General features: G+C 64.9%; 24 protein-coding genes and 1 tRNA gene. 12 read left to right on the forward strand and 13 right to left on the reverse strand.

What is annotated here, in order from left to right; translation table 11 throughout:
* Window positions 1-5 precede the first annotated feature (5 nt).
* From SAS01S_RS12075 to SAS01S_RS12105, 7 genes are all read right to left on the reverse strand, one after another.
* A complete protein-coding gene (locus SAS01S_RS12075; protein WP_066808242.1) occupies window positions 6-1,361 on the reverse strand; it encodes an MATE family efflux transporter in 1,356 nt (451 codons plus the stop codon).
* 213 nt (window positions 1,362-1,574) lie between these two features.
* Window positions 1,575-2,039, reverse strand: coding sequence for a transcriptional regulator NrdR (gene nrdR / locus SAS01S_RS12080; protein ID WP_066808244.1), 465 nt, complete (start codon window positions 2,037-2,039; stop codon window positions 1,575-1,577).
* Between the two features lie 6 nt (window positions 2,040-2,045).
* Window positions 2,046-2,258 (reverse strand): hypothetical protein, encoded by a 213-nt coding sequence (locus tag SAS01S_RS12085; RefSeq protein WP_066808245.1) that lies wholly within the window; start codon window positions 2,256-2,258, stop codon window positions 2,046-2,048.
* Between the two features lie 10 nt (window positions 2,259-2,268).
* Window positions 2,269-2,583 carry a zinc ribbon domain-containing protein gene (locus tag SAS01S_RS12090; RefSeq protein WP_066808247.1) on the reverse strand — a complete coding sequence of 105 codons (315 nt, stop codon included), beginning with the start codon at window positions 2,581-2,583 and terminating at the stop codon, window positions 2,269-2,271.
* Window positions 2,584-2,586: 3 nt separating this feature from the next.
* The gene (gene glyA / locus SAS01S_RS12095) at window positions 2,587-3,915 is read right to left on the reverse strand and encodes a serine hydroxymethyltransferase (protein WP_066808249.1); all 1,329 of its coding nucleotides are present in this window, start codon (window positions 3,913-3,915) and stop codon (window positions 2,587-2,589) included.
* A gap of 3 nt (window positions 3,916-3,918) precedes the next feature.
* Complete coding sequence (gene rpiB / locus SAS01S_RS12100; RefSeq protein WP_066808251.1) at window positions 3,919-4,380, reverse strand: ribose 5-phosphate isomerase B; 462 nt, start codon at window positions 4,378-4,380, stop codon at window positions 3,919-3,921.
* 59 nt (window positions 4,381-4,439) lie between these two features.
* Window positions 4,440-5,267 carry a LytTR family DNA-binding domain-containing protein gene (locus SAS01S_RS12105; RefSeq protein ID WP_066808254.1) on the reverse strand — a complete coding sequence of 276 codons (828 nt, stop codon included), beginning with the start codon at window positions 5,265-5,267 and terminating at the stop codon, window positions 4,440-4,442.
* Between the two features lie 38 nt (window positions 5,268-5,305).
* Between SAS01S_RS12105 and SAS01S_RS12110 the strand changes: the two genes are divergently transcribed.
* From SAS01S_RS12110 to SAS01S_RS12140, 7 genes are all read left to right on the forward strand, one after another.
* On the forward strand, window positions 5,306-5,863 hold the full coding sequence (locus SAS01S_RS12110; RefSeq protein WP_066808255.1) for a hypothetical protein: 558 nt from the start codon (window positions 5,306-5,308) through the stop codon (window positions 5,861-5,863).
* Between the two features lie 109 nt (window positions 5,864-5,972).
* Window positions 5,973-7,208: a BtaA family protein gene (locus SAS01S_RS12115; protein WP_066808257.1), complete on the forward strand. Its 1,236-nt coding sequence runs from the start codon at window positions 5,973-5,975 to the stop codon at window positions 7,206-7,208.
* A gap of 23 nt (window positions 7,209-7,231) precedes the next feature.
* Window positions 7,232-7,843 (forward strand): class I SAM-dependent methyltransferase, encoded by a 612-nt coding sequence (locus tag SAS01S_RS12120; RefSeq protein ID WP_066808260.1) that lies wholly within the window; start codon window positions 7,232-7,234, stop codon window positions 7,841-7,843.
* Complete coding sequence (locus tag SAS01S_RS12125; RefSeq protein ID WP_281179325.1) at window positions 7,836-8,570, forward strand: RNA methyltransferase; 735 nt, start codon at window positions 7,836-7,838, stop codon at window positions 8,568-8,570. Before SAS01S_RS12120 ends, SAS01S_RS12125 begins: the two co-directional genes overlap by 8 nt.
* Before the next feature lie 77 nt (window positions 8,571-8,647).
* Window positions 8,648-8,944 carry a hypothetical protein gene (locus SAS01S_RS12130; RefSeq protein WP_066808262.1) on the forward strand — a complete coding sequence of 99 codons (297 nt, stop codon included), beginning with the start codon at window positions 8,648-8,650 and terminating at the stop codon, window positions 8,942-8,944.
* A 476-nt stretch (window positions 8,945-9,420) separates the two neighbouring features.
* A complete protein-coding gene (gene rpsD, locus SAS01S_RS12135; RefSeq protein ID WP_066808264.1) occupies window positions 9,421-10,035 on the forward strand; it encodes a 30S ribosomal protein S4 in 615 nt (204 codons plus the stop codon).
* Window positions 10,036-10,226: 191 nt separating this feature from the next.
* Window positions 10,227-11,273 (forward strand): 50S ribosomal protein L11 methyltransferase, encoded by a 1,047-nt coding sequence (locus SAS01S_RS12140; RefSeq protein ID WP_066808266.1) that lies wholly within the window; start codon window positions 10,227-10,229, stop codon window positions 11,271-11,273.
* 14 nt (window positions 11,274-11,287) lie between these two features.
* On the opposite strand, the gene SAS01S_RS12145 is transcribed toward SAS01S_RS12140, so the two are convergent.
* Window positions 11,288-13,273 carry an alpha/beta hydrolase family protein gene (locus tag SAS01S_RS12145; protein ID WP_066808268.1) on the reverse strand — a complete coding sequence of 662 codons (1,986 nt, stop codon included), beginning with the start codon at window positions 13,271-13,273 and terminating at the stop codon, window positions 11,288-11,290.
* A 220-nt stretch (window positions 13,274-13,493) separates the two neighbouring features.
* Between SAS01S_RS12145 and SAS01S_RS12150 the strand changes: the two genes are divergently transcribed.
* The 4 genes from SAS01S_RS12150 to SAS01S_RS22550 are packed head-to-tail and all read left to right on the forward strand — an operon-like array spanning window position 13,494 to window position 16,899.
* Complete coding sequence (locus SAS01S_RS12150) at window positions 13,494-15,137, forward strand: M28 family metallopeptidase (protein WP_066808270.1); 1,644 nt, start codon at window positions 13,494-13,496, stop codon at window positions 15,135-15,137.
* Entirely contained in the window at window positions 15,134-16,111 is a 978-nt protein-coding gene (locus tag SAS01S_RS12155) for an agmatine deiminase family protein (RefSeq protein WP_066808272.1), read from the forward strand. The genes SAS01S_RS12150 and SAS01S_RS12155 overlap by 4 nt, the downstream gene beginning before the upstream one ends.
* A gap of 9 nt (window positions 16,112-16,120) precedes the next feature.
* Window positions 16,121-16,561, forward strand: coding sequence for a DMP19 family protein (locus SAS01S_RS12160; RefSeq protein WP_157082790.1), 441 nt, complete (start codon window positions 16,121-16,123; stop codon window positions 16,559-16,561).
* The gene (locus SAS01S_RS22550) at window positions 16,552-16,899 is read left to right on the forward strand and encodes a hypothetical protein (protein ID WP_157082791.1); all 348 of its coding nucleotides are present in this window, start codon (window positions 16,552-16,554) and stop codon (window positions 16,897-16,899) included. Before SAS01S_RS12160 ends, SAS01S_RS22550 begins: the two co-directional genes overlap by 10 nt.
* A 115-nt stretch (window positions 16,900-17,014) precedes the next feature.
* Here SAS01S_RS22550 and SAS01S_RS12170 read toward each other — a convergent pair whose 3' ends face one another.
* Both SAS01S_RS12170 and SAS01S_RS12175 read right to left on the reverse strand, forming a co-directional pair.
* Window positions 17,015-17,629, reverse strand: a complete 615-nt coding sequence (locus tag SAS01S_RS12170; RefSeq protein WP_066808275.1) for an LON peptidase substrate-binding domain-containing protein — start codon at window positions 17,627-17,629, stop codon at window positions 17,015-17,017.
* Window positions 17,626-18,522, reverse strand: coding sequence for a tetratricopeptide repeat protein (locus tag SAS01S_RS12175; RefSeq protein WP_066808281.1), 897 nt, complete (start codon window positions 18,520-18,522; stop codon window positions 17,626-17,628). Before SAS01S_RS12175 ends, SAS01S_RS12170 begins: the two co-directional genes overlap by 4 nt.
* Before the next feature lie 172 nt (window positions 18,523-18,694).
* Here SAS01S_RS12175 and SAS01S_RS12180 point away from each other — a divergent pair.
* Window positions 18,695-18,769: transfer RNA gene (locus SAS01S_RS12180), tRNA-Gly, on the forward strand.
* A gap of 392 nt (window positions 18,770-19,161) precedes the next feature.
* Here SAS01S_RS12180 and SAS01S_RS12185 read toward each other — a convergent pair.
* From SAS01S_RS12185 to SAS01S_RS12200, 3 genes are all read right to left on the reverse strand, one after another.
* Window positions 19,162-19,611 (reverse strand): dienelactone hydrolase family protein, encoded by a 450-nt coding sequence (locus SAS01S_RS12185; RefSeq protein ID WP_066808283.1) that lies wholly within the window; start codon window positions 19,609-19,611, stop codon window positions 19,162-19,164.
* 398 nt (window positions 19,612-20,009) lie between these two features.
* Window positions 20,010-20,939, reverse strand: a complete 930-nt coding sequence (virB11, locus tag SAS01S_RS12195) for a P-type DNA transfer ATPase VirB11 (RefSeq protein ID WP_066808287.1) — start codon at window positions 20,937-20,939, stop codon at window positions 20,010-20,012.
* A gap of 50 nt (window positions 20,940-20,989) precedes the next feature.
* Window positions 20,990-21,828: TraB/TrbI/VirB10 family type IV secretion system protein (locus SAS01S_RS12200; protein ID WP_245656869.1), on the reverse strand; the 839-nt coding region annotated here is incomplete at its 5' end.

Below are 21,828 nucleotides of genomic sequence, written 5' to 3' on the forward strand. Positions count from 1 at the left end.
CGCGTCTAAGTCCCGGGGGACGGTTCCGCAAGCGGTGGCGGCGTTCCGACGTCCTTGAGCAGCCCCGGCCACCACAAGGCAAGCGCCCCGGCGCGATAGACATAGCTCAAGGTCAGCGCGATCCAGATGCCCAGCGCGCCCCAGGGCCGCAGCACAAGATCGGTTGCGATGTAGAGCGCGGTCGACAGGATCGCGGCGTTTCTCAATGCCTTGCCCCGCGTCGCGCCGATGAAGATGCCGTCGAGCAGCCACGCCGGCGCCCCGATCAGCGGCTGGAGCGCGGCGAACGGCGCGAGGGCGAGCGCGCGTTCCTGGACTTGCGAGTTGCTGGTCATCAGCTCGACCAGGAAGCGCCCGCCGAACGCGATCGCCGCGACGAACACCAGCCCGCTGGCGAACGAGAATTCGCCGGTCAGCCGGATCGCGCGGAGGAAATCGCTCCGCGACTTCGCCCCGATCGCCTGGCCGACACGCGATTCGGCGGTGAAAGCGAAGCCGTCGAGCACGTAGGCGGCGAGGCCGACGAATTGCGACAGGACATGGTTGGCGCCGAGCTGGACCGGCCCTAGCCGCGCCCCGGCATTGGCGAACCAGCCGAACAGGATCAGCAACGCGACGGTGCGGACCATGATGTCGGCATTGACCCCGAACAGCCGCTTGAGCGCGACGGGGTCGAACGCGCGCGCCGCTTCGGTGCGGATCGCCGCACGGCCGTCGCGCCCGAGCACGATAGCAGCAATGGCGAGGCCGGTGGCGAGCGCAATCCACTCCGCACTCGACGTGCCGAACCCGACGCCGCGCGCGCCCCAGCCGAAATGCCAGACGAAGATCAGGTCGAGCGCGATGTTGGCGGCATTCATCACCACTTGGAGCAGCAAGGCCGCGCGCGTCCGCCCCAATCCGAGCAGCCAGCCATTGATCGCGAACCCCGCGAGCGCGGCGGGCGCGCCGAACAGGCGGGCGGCGACGAACCCCTCCGCCAATTTGTCGAGCTGCCCCGAACCGGCGAAGATACGAAAAGCGAGCGGGATGAGCACGATCTGGAGCGCGAACAACACCGCGCCGAGTCCGACCCCCAAAGCGATACCGCGGATCAGCAGCGCACGCACCTCTACCGCATCCTGCGCACCCTCGGCTTGCGCGGTCAGGCCGGTCATCCCCATCCGCAGGAAGCCGAAAGTCCAGAACAGGAAAGTGACGACGAAACTGCCAAGCGCGACCGCCGCCAACGCCACCGCGTCGCCGGTCCGGCCGATGATCGCAGTGTCGACCAACCCGACCAGCGGCACGGTGATCTGCCCGATCATGATCGGCCAGGCTTGCGCCGCGATCGAGCGGCGAGTGATCGCGGAGGCGGTCATGGCCGTGGGCCTAATCGCCGGTTCGGCCGGCGTCACGTCGAGATTGGAGAGCGGACGGGTTCTATTTTACCGTCATGCCGGCCTTGCGCCGGCATCCACTGAGCCGCTTGCCCAGGGATTGAGGCACGATGGACCCCGGGACAAGCCCGGGGTGACGACGGATTGTTTGGCAAGCGCTGGGCAGACAGGGGCCGCCAGCGCGACCATCCCGCCTTAAGGCTTCGCCCCGATCTCGCTTACGCTGCCGGCGAATTCCTCGAAGTCCTTCGCCTCGGTGAAGTCCTTATAGACGCTGGCGAAGCGGATATAGGCGACTGAATCGAGGCCCTTGAGCCCCTCCATCACCATCTGGCCGATCTGCTGCGCGCGGATCTCGGGATCGCCCGTCGTTTCGAGCTGGCGCTGGATGCCCGACACCAGTTTCTCGATGCGCACCGGATCGATCGGGCGCTTGCGTGTCGCCACCGAGATCGAGCGCATCAGTTTCTCGCGGTCGAACGGCTCGCGGCGGTCGTCGCTCTTGAGCACGACCAGGTCGCGCAACTGGATACGCTCGAACGTGGTGAAGCGCGCCGCGCAGCCTTCGCATTGCCGCCGGCGACGGATCGCCGCGCCGTCCTCGGTCGGGCGCGAATCCTTGACCTGGCTGTCTTCGTGGCCGCAAAAGGGACACCGCAAAGTCGATCAGTCCTTCTTCGTCAGCTTATCGAGCGCGGCGGCACCGGCGCCGATCACCGCGCCGCCGATCACGCCGATGCCCGCTACCGGCAGCGAGACGATCGCGCCCAGCACCGCACCACGCTTCATCGCGCCGCCGACGCCCGGTTCGGGCTCTCCGGCGCGCGAGCGGTGGAGAGCGGCGCGCGCCGCCGCTAGCGTGTCGTCCGAAGAACTCATCAACGTCCCCTTATTTGGCGAACCGATTATACGCCATGATTCCGGCGCCGATCACCGCGCCCGTCACCATCGAGATCGGCAGCACGATCGCCGCCACCGCACCAACCGCCGCGGCACCCGCGATCTTCTGCGCATCCTCGTTCTTCATCAACTCGCGCGCGGTCTTTTCGGCCTCGGATGCGCTGTTCATGACGAACGCCTTGGCTTCTTCATAGGTGGTCGAACCGTCGCCGGTCGCCACGCCGCACGCCGGGCAGAATTTGGCGGCTTCGGGCAGCGCCGCGTCGCAATGCGTGCACATCCGCTTCAGATTGTCTTCGCTCATGTCTCAGCCTTCCGGATAAATCGGGAACAGGTGACATAGCGTATTAACACGGTCACGCACAGCCATTTCGACTTGCGCGTCGCCTTGCTCGCCATTTTTGGCGAGGCCATCGAGCACATCGGCGACCATATTGCCGATCTCGCGGAACTCGGCGGGACCGAATCCGCGGGTAGTGCCGGCGGGCGATCCGACGCGGATGCCGCTGGTCTTGACCGGCGGCAGCGGATCGTTGGGGATACCGTTTTTGTTGCAAGTGATACCGGCGCGCTCGAGCGCTTCGTCGGCGTCCTTGCCGGTCACGCCAAGCGGGGTCAGGTCGATCAACGCGAGGTGCGTGTCGGTGCCGCCCGAGACCACCGCCGCGCCGCGCTCGGCCAGGGTCGCCGCCAGCACTTTGGCATTCTCGATGATCGCCGCGGCATAGAGCTTGAAGTCGGGGCGCAACGCCTCGCCGAACGCCACCGCCTTGGCGGCAATGACGTGCATCAGCGGGCCGCCCTGCAGGCCTGGGAACACCGCCGAGTTGATCTTCTTGGCGATCGCCTCGTCATTGGTGAAGACTGCGCCACCGCGCGGGCCGCGCAAGGTCTTGTGTGTCGTGGTGGTGACGACATGTGCATGGCCGAACGGCGTCGGGTGGACCCCGCCCGCGACCAGGCCGGCGAAATGCGCCATATCGACCATGAAGATCGCGCCAACCTCATCGGCGATCGCGCGGAACTTGGCGAAGTCGATCTGGCGCGGATAGGCCGAGCCGCCGGCGATGATCAGCTTGGGTTTGTGCTCGCGTGCCTTGGCCGCGACCTCGTCGAAATCGATCAAATGCGTGGTCGCATCGACGCCGTACTGGACCGCGTTGAACCACTTGCCCGACATTGCCGCCTTGGCGCCGTGAGTCAGGTGGCCGCCCGAATCGAGGCTGAGACCCATGATCGTCTCGCCCGGCTTGACCAAAGCGAGCATCACCGCGCCATTGGCCTGCGCCCCCGAATGCGGCTGGACGTTGGCGAACTCGCAGCCGAACAGTTCCTTGGCGCGGTCGATCGCCAGCTGCTCGACCTCGTCGGACGGATGGCAGCCTTGATAGTAACGCTTGCCCGGATAGCCTTCGGCATATTTGTTGGTGAACACCGACCCCTGCGCCTCGAGCACCGCCTTGGAGACGATGTTCTCCGACGCGATCAACTCGATCTGGTTCTGCTCGCGGGCGAGCTCGTGGCGCACGCCGGCGAACACCGCGGGGTCGGCCTCGGCCAGGCCGCGGGTGAAATAGCCGCCATCTAATTTAAAGGGGGGCTGGACGTCGTGGAGCGCGGAGGGGTTGGTGCTCATCGATCAGGCTTTCGTTAGATTTTCTGGCGTTGGATTGGGCTGGCCGAGCTTGTCGACCCGCCCCTGGTGGCGGCCCCCGGCAAAGGGGGTGGAAAGAAAGGCCTCAAGGCAAGCGATCGCCATCGCCTCGCCGGTCAGCCGCGCGCCGATCGCGATCGCATTGGCGTCGTTATGCTCGCGGGCAAGCGCGGCGGACAGCGGCTCGGAAACGAGCGCGCAGCGGACCTTGGGGTTGCGATTTACCGCGATCGAGATGCCGATGCCGGATCCGCACAAGGCGACGCCGCGCTCGGCCGCGCCCGAAGCGACCGCCTCGGCCAGCTTGTAGCCATAATCGGGATAATCGACGCTGGTCGCGTCGTGCGGGCCCAGATCGTCAACCTCATGCCCGGCCGCACGCAACCATTCCGCAAGCGTCGCCTTGAGCGCGATGGCGGCATGATCGGACGCGATGGCGATGCGCATGAACTGGGCGCGGGTCCTTTGAGCTGTCGTGTGAGACGCCCTTACCGAGCCCAGGCGCGTTACGCTACCCCGAGCTTGGGTTTTATCTTGAGCCAGCCGCGCGCGCGGACCACGGCGAGATAGGTCTCGCTGACCGGCAGCCGCGTGCCGTCGCTGAGCACCAGCCGCCACGCCCGCCGGTCGCGCACCGCGCCGTTCATGCCGGCGGCGGCAACCCACGCGCCGCGATGGACCTGTTCGCCGTCGATACCCGCCAGTTCGGCGCGCAGATCGGCGAACCGCGCGAGCACCAGCAAAGTCCGTCCGTCGGCGAGATGGACGCGGCAATAATGATCCTCGGCACGCAGGCCGTGCACGTCGGCGAGGTCGCGGATGCCGGCGCGAAACAGGATGCCGGTATCGGCGGGAATGACAGCCTTCGCCGGGCCCGCCCGCCGCGCCAGGAACAGGGCGACGAATAAGGTGACGCTAATCGCCGCCGCCTCGATCCAGGTTCGTGCGGGATCGATTGCGGTACTGACCCCGAACAAGCGGAGCGCGAGCGGGATTTCGAGCGGCAGCGGCAGGTTGATCAGCAAGGCCCCGATCGCCGCCGCTCGGCGCCAGTCCCGCGGGCGCCGTACCCGCCAGGCAAACCAGGCGATCCATTTCGCGATGTTCCAGCCGATCAGCAGCGACCAGAAACCGAACCGCGCCGGATAGGCCATCGCGATCGTCCCGAATGCCCCGGTGATCGTCGCCAGCACGATCGCAGCGAGCCCGCTTGCCGTCAGCCGCACGATGCCGGGAAGTGCCGCGACCCATTTCGCGAAATTGCGTGCGGCCTTCGCGAAGCCGCGGTTGCGCGGCCGTCGCCGCTCGGGCTGGTCGGGGGAAAGCGTCGCCATCAGGTGCGAAGCTGCCACGAAGCGACACGGAGGACCATATGCGGCGGATTACCCTGGGAACGTTGGCACTGATCATGACGGCGCCAGCTATCGCGCAGCAGGCGGATCCCGCGGTGATCGCCGCGCAGAAGGATGCCGTGGGCAAGTTCGCCTGGATGGACGGCACCTGGCGCGGCACCGCGACGACGCGCGGGCCGAACGGCGAGCACAAGGTCACCCACACAGAGCGTATCGGGACCATGCTCGGCGGGACCCTGCGCGTGATCGAGGGACGATCGTTCAACGCCAACGGATCGATCGGCTTCAACGCCTTTGCGGTGATCTCGTACGATTCGGCGAAGAAAGCCTATGATTTCCGCTCCTATGCGCTCGGCCATGCCGGCGATTTCGTCATCACACCGACCGCCGATGGCTATGTCTGGGAGATTCCTGCCGGCCCGGCGACGATCCGCTATACCGCGACGCTGAAGGACAAGGTCTGGACCGAAATCGGCGAGCGTGTCGTGCCGGGCCGGCCGGCAGTTCGCTTCTTCGAGATGCACCTGACCCGGGTCGGCGATGCCACCTGGCCCGACGGTGGCGCGATGACCCCGTGACCCCTTCGCTTCATCGCGAGTCGCGGGGGCGTCATCGAAACGTCACCGGATTGCCCTAGCGCGAGACCGTCGCGCGGCGTAAGCGCCGCGCACCGATAGGACACAGCCCATGGCCACCGCACTCGCCCCGCAAAAGAACCGCGCCGTCCAGGATGCGGTCCACCGCCACGACCATCTGACCAAGCAAGGCATCCTCGAACGCGCGTTCACCTTTGCGTTCCGCGGCCTGGTCTATGCGCAGATCTGGGAAGATCCCTCGGTCGACATGGAAGCGCTGGCGATCCAGCCCGACAATCATGTCGTGACGATCGCCTCGGGCGGGTGCAACGCGCTCAGCTATCTGACCGCCAATCCGCGCCGGATCACCGCGGTCGACCTCAACACCGCGCATATCGCGCTCAACAAATTGAAGCTCGCGGCAGCGCGGCATTTGCCCGATTACGACGCCTTCCACCGCTTCTTCGCCGAAGCGAACACCAAGGCGAACATCGCGGCGTACAAAACCCATATCCGTCCGCATCTCGACGAGCCGACGCGGCATTATTGGGAAAGCCGCGATCTGATCGGCCGCAGGCGGATCGGCGGGTTCGCCAAGGGGCTGTACAAGCGCGGACTGCTCGGCGGTTTCATCGGCGCGGCGCATATGCTGGCGCGGCTCCATGGGCTCGATCCCAAGGCGATCCTCAAGGCCAATACGATCGAGGAACAGCGCGAGATATTCGATCGCGAATATGCGCCCTTTTTCGACAAGGCGTTCGTGCGCTGGCTGACCGACCAACCCGCCTCGCTGTTCGGGCTCGGCATCCCGCCCGCGCAATATGAAGCGCTGGCGGGAGACGCCAAGATGGCGACGGTGCTGCGCGAGCGGCTCGAAAAGCTGGCTTGCGACTTCGATCTCAAGGACAATTATTTTGCCTGGCAGGCGTTCGGCCGCGGTTATGGCGAAGGACCGGAAGCGCCGCTGCCGCCCTATCTCCAGGCCGACAATTATGCCGATGTCGTCGATCGGCTCCACCGGATGGAAATCCTCCATTCCAACTACACCGATTTCCTCAGGCGTCAGCCCGATGCATCGCTCGACCGCTACATCCTGCTCGATGCGCAGGACTGGATGACCGACGAGCAATTGACCGACCTCTGGACCGAGATCACGCGCACCGCGCGGCCGGGATCGCGAGTGCTGTTCCGCACCGCGGGCGAGCCGAGCATCCTGCCGGGCCGCGTGCCCGACGACGTGCTCGGCCACTGGACTTATCGCGCCGAGGAATCGCTCGATTACACCCGACGCGATCGTTCCTCGATCTATGGCGGCGTGCATCTCTACGTGCTGGGGGACGCCGCCTGAGCGAGCAGCCGCATGCGGCGCAGATGGACGCGATCTATCGCTCCCAGCGCCACTTTTACGACCTCACCCGCAAATACTACCTGCTGGGACGCGACGCGCTGATCGAGGGGCTCGCGCCCCCGCCGGGCGGCAGCGTGCTCGAAGCGGGGTGCGGCACCGGGCGCAATCTGATCGTCGCCGCGCGGCGCTGGCCCGACGCGCATTATTATGGCGTCGACATCTCCGAAGCGATGCTCGAGACCGCGCGTGCCAATGTCGCCAAGGCCGGGTTGAGCAACCGCATCACCTTCGCGCGCGGCGACGCGACCGCGTTCGATGCATTCGGCATGTTCGGCCGCGCCGAGTTCGACCGCGTATTCCAATCCTATACCTTATCGATGATCCCCGACTGGACCGGCGCGATCCGCGAGGCGGCAGGCAAGCTCGCGCCCGGCGGACGGCTCGACATCGTCGACTTCGGCCAGCAGGAGCGCTTGCCGCGCTGGTTCCGCGCGATGCTGTTCGCCTGGCTCGCCAAGTTCGACGTCAGCCCGCGCGCCGAACTGTTCGACGTGGTGGACAAGATCGGGCTGAACGCGCAACACCGCGCGCTCTATCGTGGCTATGCCTGGAGCGCGCGCCTTACTCGTGACTGAGACTACAGACCTACATCAGCCGATTATCGTCCTCGTCCGTCCGCAGCTTGGTGAGAATATCGGCAAGGCGGCGCGCGCCATGCTCAATTTCGGGCTGACCGAGATGCGGCTGGTGGCCCCGCGCGACGGCTGGCCCAATCCGCAAGCGGGACCGGCGGCGTCGGGCGCCGATGCGGTGCTCGAACGCGCGCGGGTGTTCGACAGCGTCGCCGAGGCGGTCGCCGATTGTCCGCATGTCTATGCGACGACCGTTCGCAAGCGCGGCGTCACCAAGCCTGTGGTGACTCCCGAAACCGCGGCGCGCGAGATCCACGGCCAGCCCGGCCGCTCAGCGATCCTGTTCGGTCCCGAACGCTCGGGACTCGAAACCGACGACGTCGCGGTGGCGCGGACGATCGTCACCGTGCCGATCAATCCCGAATTCGGCAGCCTCAATCTCGCCCAGGCAGTGATCCTGGTCGCGTACGAATGGTCGAAGGGCGTGGCGCTGGCCCAGCCGACCGACACCGACCTGCCGCTGCCGGCGCCGCAAGAAGAACTCGACGGCATGATCGGCCAACTCGACGCGATGCTCGAAGGCGCCGGTTTCTATTTCCCACCCGACCGCGTGCCGACAACGAAGCGAACATTGCGCACCTTGCTGACCAAGCCTGGCTGGTCGAGTCAGGAAGTGCGGACGTTGCGCGGCGTCTTGTCCGCCCTTGCCCATCCACGTCAGCGAGGCTGACGTTTTGACTTTCTTCGTGGCGCCGGAATCGATAGAGCTGCGAACCAAGTAATAGACTCATCCACTCGGAGTTCTGCATGCGTTTCAAGATGATGACGGCTGCCGGCCTTGTGTTGCTTGCTGTTCCAGCCTTCGCCCAGACCAGCGACCCGGCGCCGCAACCGGCACCCAAGCCGAAGAAGGAAAAGAAGATCTGTCGTCCGCTCGAACCGTATCCGGGGTCGAACATGATGCGCAGTTCGTGCCACACCAAGGACGAATGGGCGAAGATCGATGGCACTGGCGTTGACCCGGACGTCAACAATCGCCCACTCCCCGGCGTGCGGTCGGGCGACGGCATCACGTCGGGCACCGGCGCCTCGGACGCGCATTGATCGTTCATCATTCGGGGAAAACATCGTGCTCCAGTTCAGGTTCGCCCCGCTGATCGTGGGCTCCATATTAATCGCCACTCCAGCATTCTAGCAGAACAGCACCGAGCCTGCTGCCGCGCCCGCCCCCGTCAGAGAAAAGAAGATCTGTCGTCGCGACGGCCCGGCCACAGGTTCCATTCTCAGCGGCCACGTGACGTGTCATAGCAAGACCGAGCGGGCGGGGATGGACGCCGCGAAGTCGCGCGGAGCCGATGAACTGCTCAGGCGCTCACGGGTAAATATAGGCGGGGCTAGCCGCGAGCGGCCCCTGGGCTTGACTCGGGCGGGCGTCTCTGTAACAGGCGCGCCCTTCGCAAACGGCCCCGCACTTCCGGTGAAGCGGTGGCCCTGCCGATCTCCTGATCTCAGCAGAGCGATGACCGGAATTAGCGCCGCCTTCGGGCGGCGTCGTTGTTGGCAATTGCAAAGGAATATTTATGTCGAAGCGCTCCAGCGCCAAGCACAAGCTCGACCGCCGGATGGGCGAGAACATCTGGGGTCGTCCCAAGTCCCCGGTGAACAAGCGCGAATACGGCCCCGGCCAGCACGGTCAGCGCCGCAAGGGAAAGATGTCCGACTTCGGCATCCAGCTGCGCGCCAAGCAGAAGCTCAAGGGCTATTACGGCGACGTCACCGAGAAGCAGTTCCGGCATTGCTATCACGAGGCCGCCCGGATGAAGGGCGATACCTCGCAGAATCTGATCGGCCTGCTCGAACAGCGCCTCGACATGATCGTCTATCGCGCCAAGTTCGCCCCGACGATCTTCGCCGCGCGTCAGCTGGTCAGCCATGGCCATATCCGCGTCAACGGCGTGAAGTGCAACATCGCGTCGCGCCGCTGCTTCGTCGGTGACGAGATCACGCTGGGCACCAAGGCCAAGGAAATGGCGCTGGTGATGGAAGCGCAGCAGCTCGCCGAGCGCGACATTCCCGATTACGTCTCGCCGGACGGCAATGCGAAGGTGACCTTCACTCGCGTGCCGACCCTCGACGAGGTGCCGTATCCGGTGAAGATGGAACCGAATCTGGTCGTCGAATTCTATTCGCGCTGATAACACGGATCGGCGTGAGCTGATCCGGACGACATCGTCGATATACGAAAGGGCGGTCCCTATGGGGCCGCCCTTTTGCGTTGACGGATAAACATTCTAGGACCGTCCGAAGTTCTGTTGTGTGGTTGAGAGCGCCGACCCGCCAGTTGGTGTCGCGAAACGGACCAACCGGCCGACGGCAATGGGGAAATGTGATCGATATCCTGCAACGATATCCGGACGTCGCGGGCGAGCCGCTCGCCATGGCGATGCTGTGCCAGGCGCTCAAGACGAAGGGCATTGCCGGCGACGCTTATGCGCTCGGGCTGGCTGCGGTGACGGCGGCGCCCGGCGATACCGATGTGCGCGACCTTGTCCGCGCGGCACTGTCGGCAGGCGTGCCGCACTGGCATGCGCCGATGCTGCGCGACGGCCCCCGCAACGCTTGCTATTCCCAGGCGATCGCCCGGCTGGTGACCCCGGGAATGCGCGTATTGGAGATCGGTACGGGGGCCGGACTGCTGTCGCTGCTCGCCGCCCGAGCCGGCGCCGAGGTCATCACTTGCGAAGCCAATCCGGTGATCGCGGCGGCGGCGCGCGAGATCGCGCGGCGCAACGGGCTGGGCGATCGCATCACCGTCATTTCCAAATATTCGACCGAGCTGGAAATAGGGCAGGATCTGGCGGAGCCGGCCGACCTGCTGATGTCCGAATTGTTCGACGACGCGTTGTTTGGCGATGACATCGTCCAGGTGATGGCCGATGCACGCGGGCGGCTGATCCGGCGTGACGCGCCGATCCTGCCACCGCGCGCCGAATTGCGTTGCGCGCTCGTCGCGCTCGATCATCCGGCAGAATGGCCGCTCGGCATGGTGGAGGGCTTCGACATGTCGCCCTTCAATCTGCTTGCCGCCCCTTCTCCGGCAGTGTTGCGCGCGCGCACCGATGGCGCCACCCGGCGGTCACGCCCGACGAGCCTGCTCGCGATGGACTTCGAGGCGCCGACCTTCGGCCCGACCCAAGAAACTGCGGTGCTGATTTCCGATGGCGGCGTGATCCATGGCGTAGCGCAGTGGCTGCGAGTCGATTTCGGCGCAGCGGTCACGTTCGAAAACAGCCCATTCGACGAGTCGCGGTCACACTGGGGCGCGCCGATCCATCCCCTGTCTGAACCGATCGAGACAGTGGCGGGCGACGCGATCGAGGTGACCGCGCGGCTGGTAGCGGCACAATTGCTGATCAGCGCGCGGCGCGCCTGACCCAACGCACCGCGTTACAACCCCATCGCGTTGCGCAGGAAGGCGTCGGCCTTGCCAAGCATCGTCGTGCGCGCCGTATCGTCATCGAGTTGGTGGTCGAGTCCCTTGAACTCGACCAACTCGACCTTGCCACCCGCACCCTTGATCTTGCCGGCCATCAATCGCGACTCGCCAATGCCGACATTGGTATCGCGATCGCCGTGGAACAGCAGCACCGACGCCTTGATCTTGCCCGCATTGTGCGCCGGCGAGCCTTCGTCGACCCATGGACCGTGGCCGATCAGCGCGTCGACTTGAGGGAAATTGGTGAAGTTGCGCGACTCGTCTCGTAACGTGTCCAGATCGGTGACCGGCGCGACGGCGACGATGGCCTTGAACAGATCGGGGTCGAGCACCGACGATTGCAACGCGGCATAGCCACCATAAGACCAACCGACGATCGCGAGCTTCCTGGGATTGGCGATGCCGGATTTGACCAGCCAGCGCCCGGCATCGTTGACGTCGCCGATCGAGGTCCGCCACGACTGGAACCCGTTCTTCTGGTACCAGGCGTCGCCATAGCCGGTCGATCCGCGGAAATTGGGTTGGATCACCGCATAACCGCGCGCCGCGAAATATTGCGAGAGCCAGTCGAATCCCCATTCATCGCGCGCGCCCGGGCCGCCATGCGGCATCACGATCGCGGGCAGGTTCTTGCCGTCGCTTCCCGCCGGCAGCGTCAGATAGGCGGGAATATTGCTGCCGTCCGCGGCCTGATAGGTGATCGGCTTGACCGTCGCCAGCTTGATGCCATCGAGGCCGGGCCGCGACGCCAGCACTTCCGCCATAGATCGCGTCTTCTTGTCGAACAGGTAATAGCGCCCGGGGTCGATGTCGCTGTTTGCGAACAGCAACAATTTGCTTTCGTCCGCACTGGCATCGATGAACGTGATAATCTTGCCCGGCAGTGCCTTGCCCAGCGCCGCACGCAACGTCTTCAGCGTGGGGTCGAAGAAATCCGCCTGGCGGCGATCGGTGACAAAGGTCGCTCCGACCACACGATTCTGCCGGCCTACCTCGATCAGATCGTCGATATCGACGTCAGCCCGCGACAAGATGAGCTTCTTGGTCATGCTGCCATCGAGCGCGATGCTGTAGAGCGCAGTTCGACCGTCCTGATTTTCGAAGCCGTAGGCGACGTTGAGCGCTCGATCGACGGCGTAGGGCACGAAACCCACCGTTTGTCCGCCGACGATCGTTACCGTCGTGAGCGGCTTCCATGCGCGACTGTCGGCGGTCCGGTAGGAATAGATGATCTTGCCCGAATCGTATCCCGAACTGGTTTTCGGCTGAATGCCCATGACGCGAACGCTGCCCTGGCCGTCGCTGATATAGTCGACCGCGCTCTCGCGCGCCGGTTCGATCTGTTTGCGTGATAGCGAGCCCGTATCGATCAGCTCGACACCCAATCCCGCCTGACTTTCGGCGATATGCGTTCCGGTGGAAGCTTCGGGAACGTAAAGCCGGGTCATCAACGCCGATCCATTACCTCCGGCGCCCCAGTCGATCAGCGAGCCGCCATTCTGCATGAGTCCCAACGCGCGATCGCTGGTCCGCGCGCTCAGCAGCTTGAGGTTCTTGCCATCCGAATCGACCGCGATGATCCGCGAAAAACCGAGCCGGTCGCCATCGACATTGGTAGTAATGAGAATGCGGCAGATCAGCCGCGTGTCGGTCGACCAATGGCAATCGACCAGCTTGTCCGGATTTCCGGTGGAATTGGCGATGGCTTTCAGGTCACCGCCCTTGACCAGATCGCCGATCATTAATGCCGAGCCCCTGCCCTTGGTGGGCTGGATGATCGCCACCTTGGTGCCATCCGGCGACAGGCTGATCTGATGCACTGCTTCGCGCGCACCAAAGGCTCCGGCGAGATCGTCGCCCGATTTAGCCGGTGAATCCTGCGCCGCGGCGACGAGCGGCGCCAGGCCAAATGCCAACGCCAAGCAAAATTTACGCATAAGTCCCCCAACTCCCTGTTGTAGCGATGGATAACCGTGACGCTGGACTTCGCAAGGAACGAGTACCATCTACGCCGGCCTTTCACCCCATATCGGATCGAATAGGTGGGACAGCGGCCGCGAACCTGGAGCCGCGGCGCCCGACGCTCGGGGACATGTCCGGCTTGCACCCTTCGCGGGCCGCTGTCAGACAGCGGCCATCTCAACCGAAAGGTCACCGATGCGTCGTCTCGTCCTGTCTCTCGCCGCGCTGGCCGCGGCGCCCGTTTTTGCCCAGTCGGGCGCGCCCGCCATCTCGGTCGATACGCTCAAGGACGTCACCAAAACGCTGTCCTCCGATGCATTCGAAGGACGTGCGCCGACCACGCCGGCGGAGGACAAGACCGTCGCCTATATGGTCGAGCGGATGAAGGCGGCGGGGTTGAAGCCCGGCAATGAAGGCAGCTGGTTCCAGGACGTGCCGATGGTCCAGATGACTGCCGAGAACATGACGCCGATGACCTTCACCGGCGGCAAGGCCCCGGTCAGTCTGGTCTATCGCGACGACATGGTGGTCTCGACCTATCGGGTTACGCCCAAGATCGACGTCCGCAATTCGGACGTCGTCTTCGTCGGTTATGGCATCAACGCCCCCGAAAAGGGCTGGAACGATTATGCCGGGATCGACGTGAAGGGCAAGACGGTCGTCGTGCTGATCAACGACCCCGACTGGCAGGCACCGAACAATCAGGGCCTCTTCGACGGCAAGGCAATGACCTATTATGGCCGCTGGACTTACAAGTTCGAAGAAGCGGCGCGCCAAGGCGCCGCTGCGGTGATCATCGTCCACGATACCGATCCCGCCGCTTATGGCTGGGGCGTGGTGCGGTCGAGCTGGTCGGGCGCGCAGCTCGAGCTCGATGAAAAGGGCAACCATATGGACCAGAGCCAGGCGATCGGCTGGATGCAGCTCGCCAAGGCCAAGCAGGTGTTCGCCAGCGGCGGCAAGGATTTCGACCAGCTCCAGGCAGCGGCCAAGGTCAAGGGATTCAAGGCCGTCCCGCTCGGGGTCAAATTCTCGGTCGGCTTCACCAACACGATCAAACGCCAGGCGTCGAAGAACGTCATCGGTATGCTGCCCGGAACCGAACGACCCGACGAAACGGTCGTCTATTCGGCACATTGGGACCATCTCGGCCACTGCACCCCGGTCAAAGGCGACGACATCTGCAACGGTGCACTCGACAATGCTTCGGGCTCGGCCGGCCTGATCGCATTGGCGGAAGCGCAGGCGAAGGCTGGCCCGGCTAAAAGGACGATGGTTTTCCTCTCGGTCACTGCCGAGGAATCGGGACTGCTCGGGTCCAAATATTATGCCGAACACCCAGTCTTCCCGCTCGCCAAGACGGTCGGCGGGGTCAACATGGACGGATTGAACGTGATCGGCCCGGCCAAGGACTTCGTCGTCACCGGTTTCGGCAAGTCCGAGCTCGAAGACCTGATGAAGCCATTGGTCGAGGCGCAGGGCCGGGTGATGAAGCCCGAACCCAATCCCGAACGCGGTGGCTATTTCCGCTCCGATCATTTCAGCTTCGCCAGGCTCGGCGTGCCGATGTTCGACGGCGGATCGGGCGAGGATCTGGTCGATGGCGGCGTCGCCAAGGGTCATGCCGCGACGCTCGACTATATCGAGAACCGCTATCACAAGCCGCAGGACGAATATGATCCCAATTGGAACTGGGCCGGCGCGGTGCAGGACCTGACGCTCTATTATCAGTTCGGACGCCAACTCGCCGACACGCCGGTTTGGCCGAATTGGTACAAGGCCGCCGAATTCCGCGCGATCCGCGACCGGTCCCGCGCCGGGGCGCGCTCCGGCCAATGATCAAGATTGCCCCTCCCCGGCCCGAATGGGCGCCGCACAAGGCAGTGTGGATCGGATTCCCCAGCCACCCCGAATTGTGGGAACTCGATCTCGAACCGGCGCGTGACGAGGTGACCGCCTTCGCGCGCGCCGTCCACGCCGATGGCAAAGGCGAACAAGTGCTGCTCGTCGCTGCAGACGAAGAGGCCGCCGCAGCCGCCCGGCGCCGCGCCGGCGACATCGCCAAGGTCGTGATCCAGCCGTTCGGCGACATCTGGCTGCGCGACACCGGGCCGATCATCCGCGGCGATGGGGTGGCGGCCGATTTCCAGTTCAACGGCTGGGGCGGCAAATATGATCTGCCCGGCGATGACGATATCGGCGCGCGGCTGGCCGAAGCGCGTGGGCAGGCGGTCGAGACCTTCAACTGGGTGCTGGAAGGCGGCGCGATCGACGGCGACGGCGAAGGGTTGGTCGTGACCACCGAACAATGCCTGCTCAACCGCAACCGCAACGGATCGATGTCGCGCGCCGAGATCGAGGAGCTGCTGCATCGCGACCTCGGCTTTAACGAAGTGCTGTGGCTCGGCGATGGTCTGCTCAACGATCATACCGACGGGCATGTCGACAATCTCGCGCGATTCGTCGGAACGCGGCGGCTGGCGATTCCCGAAGCGAGCGAGAACGACCCCAATTGGCAAGTCTATCAACGCGCCACCGCGCGCGCGCTCCAGCATGGCGATATCGAGGTGGTGCCGGTGCCGTCCCCCGGTCGCGTGCTGCGCGACGACGAGATCATCCCGGCGAGCTACATGAACTTCTATATCGGCAATGCCAGCGTGGTGGTGCCGCTCTACGGCACCGAAAATGACGCCGCGGCGGTCGAGGCGATCGGCGTGCTATTCCCCGGGCGCAGGACAGTTGGCCTGCGTGCCGACCATATCCTGAGCGGCGGCGGCAGCTTCCACTGCATCTCACAGCAGATCCCAGGGTAAGCTGGATAGTTGCCGATCGAGGAGTCTGCTGAAATTGCCGAGAAGACAGCTAATGCTGGAGCAACTGTGATCGATACCCGCCCTATCATGACCGATGACGAGTTTGCGCAAGCAGCCAATGACACAAATCCAGATTGGTGGACGACCGGTGAAAGCTTGATCCACGTATCGTCGGTGATGAAGGTCAATGGCTGGAATAGTTATGGCCACCCCGGCCATACGGCCCTCACGCCAGCGCAGCGAACGCTCATGATGTGGGCTGACATAGTGGGCCAAGTCAGCAACGGCGGTTTCATTCAGTTCTGCGATAACTACCCAAATGCGCTCTCTCTGGCGGTCGATGCTGTCGACGCGCTGGAATGGCCAGAACTTGCCGAACGCTTTCGTCGCGCAATGACCGAGCAGGCATCCGACCATCGGCTCCGTCAATCAAGCAACCGGTGCCGTTAACGGATGATCCCGAAAAATGGGCAGCGAGCCGGGAACGTCTTCTTCGCCACCTTGCCCGCCGCGACAAGCGTTGGTGGCAGCCGACTACGGCCAATAGCATCGCCGCCATTCGCCTCCTGAACGATGACGCGCAGTTGCGACTGAAGTACCAACTGGCAGTCCTCAGCGGCGAGATCGATTCGGGCGGAGAGCGCTTTTTCGACTTTGAGCCACCACCAAGCGATGAAGCGGAAGCGTTCGACGACTGGTTTTATAGCGACAAGGCAAAGGACGCATCGGGTCACTATGTCCGTGCGTTTATCGCCCGCCATCGCGAACAGCTCTATCGACCGGCATGACGGTATCCCGGCGAGCTGCATGAACTTCTATATAGGTAACGGTAGCTTCGTCGTGCGGATTTGCTCGGACGAGTGATGGTTGAATTGCCGTCGAAGGCGCAGGGAATCTCGTTGCCTATTGCAGGGTCACCCGATCCTCGCCGTCGTGACGGCCGAAGAATTGCATCAATTGCACGATCAGCTCGGCGCGCGTGGCCAGATCGGCGGCCTCGAGCAACGCCTGTTTTGCTGCTGCGTCGAACGGCGCGATCTGGGCAATGCCGTTGACCAGCGCTTCGTCGTCGAGCCGCGCGACCGAATCCCAATCCACCGCATAACCCTGCGCGTCGGCAAACCGCCGCGATTCGGTTTCCAATGCGGCGCGGTGGCCCAAGGACAATGTCTCGGATTCATGCGGCAGCGGGATCAATTCGGCTTCGACTTGCCGGAACGTCGTGGTGACCTCCAACTCTCGCGCCACGCGGAACAACGCGGTTCCCTCCAGAACGATGTTGTAGCGGCCTTCGTCGAGCGCCTCGACCTCGGCGATGCGGCCGACGCACCCGAGGTCGAACAGCGGCGGAGGGTCACCGTCGCCGCGCGGCTGGATCATCCCGATGCGGCGGTCGCGGGCCATCGCGTCCGACACCATCGCGCAATAGCGCGGCTCGAAGATATGCAGCGGCAGATGCATCCGCGGAAACAGCAACTCTCCCGCCAGCGGGAAGATCGAGAGCCGCGTGGTCGTCACGTGAACAAGATCGCCGACAGCCGGCGGCGCTGCGCCGACACCCAGGGATCCTCCAGCCCGACCACTTCGAGCAGCTTCAGGAATTGCGTGCGCGCCGCGCCGTCATTCCAGGCGCGGTCCTTGGCAACGATTGCCAGGAACGAATCGGCGGCGGCATCGCGCTGTCCGGCGGCCATTTGCGCATTGGCCAAGTCGAACCGCGCCTGCAGATCGTCGGGATCGGCCTCCGCCGCCGCGACCAGGGGTGCCAGGTCTTGCGCGGGCGGGGCCGAGCGTGCGAGATCGAGCGCAGCGCGGGCACGGTCGACCTCCACGCCCTTGGCGGCGTCTTCGGGCAGGGCAGCGAGCACTGCCTCGGCGTCGTCGAGCCGGCCGAGCGAGACCAGCGCGCGGACGCGGCCCGACACAACTTCGGGATGATCGGGCGCGATCTCGGCGATCTGCTCGAAATAGGACAAAGCGCGCTCAGCATCGCCGTCATGCAAGATCTGCTCGGCCGCAGCGACCAATGGCTCGATCTCGGCTTCCTGCTGGGCCTCGGCGCTCTCGACCGGCAATTGGCGGAGCACCTGGTCGAGCATCGCCTTCAATTGCGATTCGGTCCGCGCGCTGGTCAGGTCGGCGATCAACTGCCCCTGGAACATCGCATAGACGGTCGGGATCGACTTGATCTGGAATTGCACGGCGATGAACTGATTCTTGTCGGTATCGACCTTGGCCAGCACCACGCCTTTGTCTGCATAATCGGCGGCGACCTTTTCCAGCACCGGGCTCAGCGCTTTGCACGGCCCGCACCATTCGGCCCAGAAGTCGATGATCACCAGCTTGCTCATCGACGGTTCGACTACGTCCCGGCGGAATGCCTCGACGGCTTCCTTTTGCTCTGGGGTCATTCCAAGCGTAGCCAAGTCTCTTCTCCGTCACCGACAAAGGCCCTTATGTGGGCGCTAGCGCCGCGAAGCCAAGGCTTTTCGATCGGGTTGCGACAGGGGGTTGCGGACCCGCGGGAGCGCTGCTAATGGCCCCGCTCCTTACCCGCCCGTGGCTTCACGGGCCGGCGCCAGAGCGGGCGTAGCTCAGGGGTAGAGCACAACCTTGCCAAGGTTGGGGTCGAGGGTTCGAATCCCTTCGCCCGCTCCAGTATTCGCGGCGTTTTAGCTGCGCTAAATCGTGATCAGTGAAAGTCCGGACGGCGTCGCTTGCGGCGACCGACGGCGTGGCTTTGCCACGCCGGAACCCTCGAGTCTTTATATTGGCGCTCCGCCCTGCCGGGCTACGCGCGGAGTTCGAATCACTTCGCCCGCTCCAGTTCACTGCCGCAAATTAGCGGGGCTAATTCGCGATACTTGCAGTGAACCCGACCGGCCTCGCGCAGCGAGGACCGACGACGCGGCTTTGCCGCGTCGGAACCCTCGAGACTCCCGTTGGCGCTCCGCCCGAACGCCGAGGTGTGCGATCCAACGCTCGCCGCGCGCACGAAAAGGGCCGTCGGATGCGTCCAGCAGCCCTTTCGCAGCAAAGCGGAACCTACTTCAGGCGGAGACGAACTCGACCTTGCCGTTGCCGCGCAGGTGGCGGCCGAACGCTTCGCGCATCGCCTTGATGTCGGCAACGTGCGCGTCGCGGCCCGCCAGCGCTGCGATGCCGCTATAGGTAGCCGGCATGTCGGGCACGATCGCCAGCTTTCCAGCGCGGGCATGGTCGTGCGCCAACGCGCGCGCACCGGCGTCGAAACCGTTCTCGCCATGCAGTACCACTACCACGTCGAGGTAGGAGGCATTGTTGGGCGCGACGAAATAGCCGTCGATGATGCGGCCGCCACGCAGCGCATACCGGCCCTTGAATGTCTTCAGCCCGTCATCCGACCCGGCTGCATGCGCCACCGGGGCCAAGGCAGGCGCCACCATTCCCGCGGCGGCGGCGACGGCCATCCGGCTCATCACGCCGCGGCGGCTGACCGAGTTGGTGTGTGAAACGCCCATGTCGAAACCCCCTAATGTCCAATTTACCGATATGCTAATCTGCCCTTGCTGCCAATACAATCGATATGAATGCTTAGGGGATGGCGACTTTCCCCAGTCATCCGGCGCCGAATACCAGTAAGTGTACCGCCGATGGACAATTACACTGCGCGGCAGCTCGCCAACCAACACGTCAATTCCGGCGAAACAAATGTCTCCTGCCCACTCAACATGTTGATTGTCTTGGAAAAGGTCTCGACGCGATACACTCCGACATACCGCCAAACGGCCTGGGCCGTTTGTTCATCGACAAATGTGGCCGCGCGCGCCGTCCTCACTGCAAGCGAGCCAAACCCCATCCCGCGAGCGCCGCAAGTGGAAACGAAAGGTGCGATCCCGGGCATAATCGAAATGCCCGCCTACCGCGCCAGCACGACCTCGGCGACGTGGCGACGCCCGCCGGTCCGCGCCAATTGGACGAATATATCGACCGTGCTGCGGACATAATGATGCACGTCCTCACGCCCCAGCCGGGTACCGGTCTGCAGCACCAGCAAGGCGATCTGTTCGATCGCGCGTTCGGCGCTGTCGGCATGGACCGTGGTCATCGAGCCGGGATGGCCGGTATTGACCGCGCGCAGGAAGGTATAGGCCTCGGGCCCGCGCAACTCGCCGACGATGATGCGGTCCGGGCGCATGCGCAGCGACGCGGCGAGCAAACTGTCGGCGGTGACTTGTGCTTCGCCCAGCGCGCTCCGCGCCGCGAGTAGCCCGACCGCATTGGCATGGCCGAGATGTAGCTCGGGCGTATCCTCGATCAGGATCAGCCGTTCGTGCGGCGGGATCTCGCGGATCAGCGCGTTGAGGAAGGTCGTCTTGCCGGTCGAGGTGCCGCCCGACACCAGGATGTTCTTGCGCGCCTTGACCGCTGTCGCGAGCATCCCCGCCACGTCGCCGGCATCGAGCATCCGCGCCAATTCCACGTCGATCGGAGCTCGTCCGCCGACATCGCCGCGCTTGGTCTCGGCGAACGATCCCGCCGAAACATAATCCGACAGGCTGAGATCGGGCGAGACGTGCTTGCGGATCGCCAGCGCCAGGTCGCCGCGCGTCGCCGGCGGGGCGACGACCTGGACGCGCGCGCCGTCGGGCAGGGTCGCCGACAGCAACGGATGCTCGCGGCTGATCCCCTGATGCGACAGCGCTGCGATCTGGCGCGACAGCCGATCGAGCGTCGCGCGGTCGAGCGCCGGCGCCTCGTGCCGCTCGGTCGCGCCCCCCAGGGTCTCGACCCAGATCTCGCCGGGCCGATTGACGTAGATGTCGGTGACGTCGTCGCGCGCCAGCATCCCGCCCAACGGGGCAAGATAGCTCTTCAGATAGATGGGGTCGCTGGCGGCTATCGCTTGGTCTCCACCGCGGTGAAATCGAGGTCCTTGGCGACGAACACGCTGACCGACACGCCTTGCTTGACGCGCAAAGTCGGCTTGATGTCCTGGTTGCCGACCAGCGACGATCCCGCATTGCTCGCGGCGCCGGGCAGCGCGACCACCGCGACATTGTTGTTGCTGCCGAGGCCAGCGGCGAGGCCAGTGCCGATGCTGAGCGACGTCTGCAGCAGCGCATTGCCGAAACGCTGGAGGAAATGGGTATTGACCTTGCCCTTGATCCCGACCCGACCAAGCGGATCGGCCGACGGCGAGGCGAGCTCGATCGTCGCCCCGTCAGGACGGACCAGCCGCTGCCAGATCACCAAGGCGCGATTCTGTCCGGGTTCGAGGTCGGCCTTGTATTCGCCGATCAACCGGCTGCCGCGCGGGATCAGCACCTTGCTGCCGTCAAACCCGCGGACGTCGCGCGTCACCAGCGCGCGCGCCGGGCCCGGCCGAGTCGAATCGAGTGCGGTTTCCAGCACCGCGGGGATCAGCGTTCCCTGCGGCACTGTGGTCGCGCGATTGCGTAGCACCGACGCGCGCGACCGGCCGCCGAGCGTGCTGCCTCCGCTGCCGGGATTGGCTGTCGCGACGGCGCCCGCGCCACCTTCTCCAGCCGGCCCGGTCGCAGCGACAACCTCTCCGGTCGTGGTGTCGAGCACGAGCACCGGATCGGCCGAGGTGCGCGGCGGTGGGGGCGGCGCCGCCACCGGCTGCGGCGGCGGGGGCGCCGGGACATAAACGACGCGCGGCTGCTGCGGGGGCGGCGGCGGGGGTGGTGGTGGTGGTGGTGGTGGAGGCAGGA

This window comes from Sphingomonas asaccharolytica NBRC 15499 (assembly GCF_001598355.1).
In the GTDB taxonomy this organism is placed as follows: domain Bacteria; phylum Pseudomonadota; class Alphaproteobacteria; order Sphingomonadales; family Sphingomonadaceae; genus Sphingomonas; species Sphingomonas asaccharolytica.